2 protein-coding genes are annotated in these 1,268 nt (G+C 67.4%); both read left to right on the forward strand.

What is annotated here, in order from left to right:
- Window positions 1-65: 65 nt before the first annotated feature.
- On the forward strand, window positions 66-356 hold the full coding sequence (locus AB0M30_RS47670) for a transposase (RefSeq protein WP_364599325.1): 291 nt from the start codon (window positions 66-68) through the stop codon (window positions 354-356).
- Window positions 353-1,234, forward strand: coding sequence for an IS3 family transposase (locus AB0M30_RS47675; RefSeq protein ID WP_364599328.1), 882 nt, complete (start codon window positions 353-355; stop codon window positions 1,232-1,234). The genes AB0M30_RS47670 and AB0M30_RS47675 overlap by 4 nt, the downstream gene beginning before the upstream one ends.
- Window positions 1,235-1,268: the final 34 nt, after the last annotated feature.

Below are 1,268 nucleotides of genomic sequence, written 5' to 3' on the forward strand. Positions count from 1 at the left end.
GTGGAGTTGCCCCGTGGAGCCGGACACCTTGATTCCAGACAGTGGTCTGGAGGGAGGATGTCCTGGTGTCTCGCAGGTCGAAGTATCCGGAGCAGTTCCGTCGCGACGCGGTCGAGCTGGTGAACTCGAGTGATCGTCCGTTGCGGCAGATCGCCCGGGAGTTGGGGGTCAACCACGAGACCCTGCGGTCCTGGGTCAACGTCGCCAAACAGGCCGCCGAAGCCGGCCCATCGGCGGAGGACCAGGCGGTGGCCGATGAGGTGACACGGTTGCGCAAACAGGTCGCTGAGCTGCAGAAAGAGAAGGAGATCCTGCGGAAAGCAGCCGCCTATTTTGCGCGCGAGATGGATCGATGAGCTACCGCTACCGGTTCATCTCCGAACACCGCACCACCTACGGCGTCAAGCGGTTGTGCCAAGTCCTCGGGCTGCGCCGGCAAGGCTTCCATGAGTGGGTCGCCGCCGAGCAGGTCCGGGCTGCGCGGGCGGAGGCCGAGGCCGAACTGGTCATCCTTATCGGCCGGATTCATGCCGAGCACCGCGGGGCCTACGGGGTCCCGCGGATCACCGCCGAACTGCACCGCCGCGGCCACCCGGTGAACCACAAACGGGTCGAGCGGCTGATGCGCGAACTCGGGCTGACCGGGATCACCCGCCGCAAACGCCGCACCACCACCCGGCCTGCGGCCGGTCCGGTCACCCCGGTGGCCGACCTGATCCGCCGCGACTTCACCGCCTCCGCTCCCGGCACCCGGTTGGTCGGGGATATCACCTGCCTGCCCACCTTCCAAGGCTGGCTCTACCTGGCCACCGTCATCGACCTGCACACCCGCGAAGTCGTCGGCCACGCCATGGCTGAGCACATGCGGACTGACCTGGTCTGCCAGGCGATCGACCTGGCCACCGCCCGCGGCCTCATCCAGCCCGAGGCGGTGTTTCACTCCGACCGCGGCGTCCAATACACCTCGGGCCAGTTCCGCGCCGCCCTCGCCGAACACAAGATCCGCCCGTCAGTGGGGCGGGTCGGGTCCTGCTACGACAACGCGGTCGCCGAAGCCTTCTTCGCCACGCTGAAAACCGAGATCGGTGCCTCGATCTGGCCCACCCGCAGCGAGGCCCGCCGAGACGTGTTCACCTGGCTGCGCTACTACAACCACAAGAGGCTGCACTCCACCATCGGCCAGAACACCCCAGCCGAAACCCGAACCAACTATCGTCAGGCCCCGGCTGCCTAACAACCCCGTGTCCGCCCCACCGGGGCAACTCCAC

Source organism: Amycolatopsis sp. NPDC051716 (assembly GCF_040681595.1).
GTDB lineage: Bacteria > Actinomycetota > Actinomycetes > Mycobacteriales > Pseudonocardiaceae > Amycolatopsis.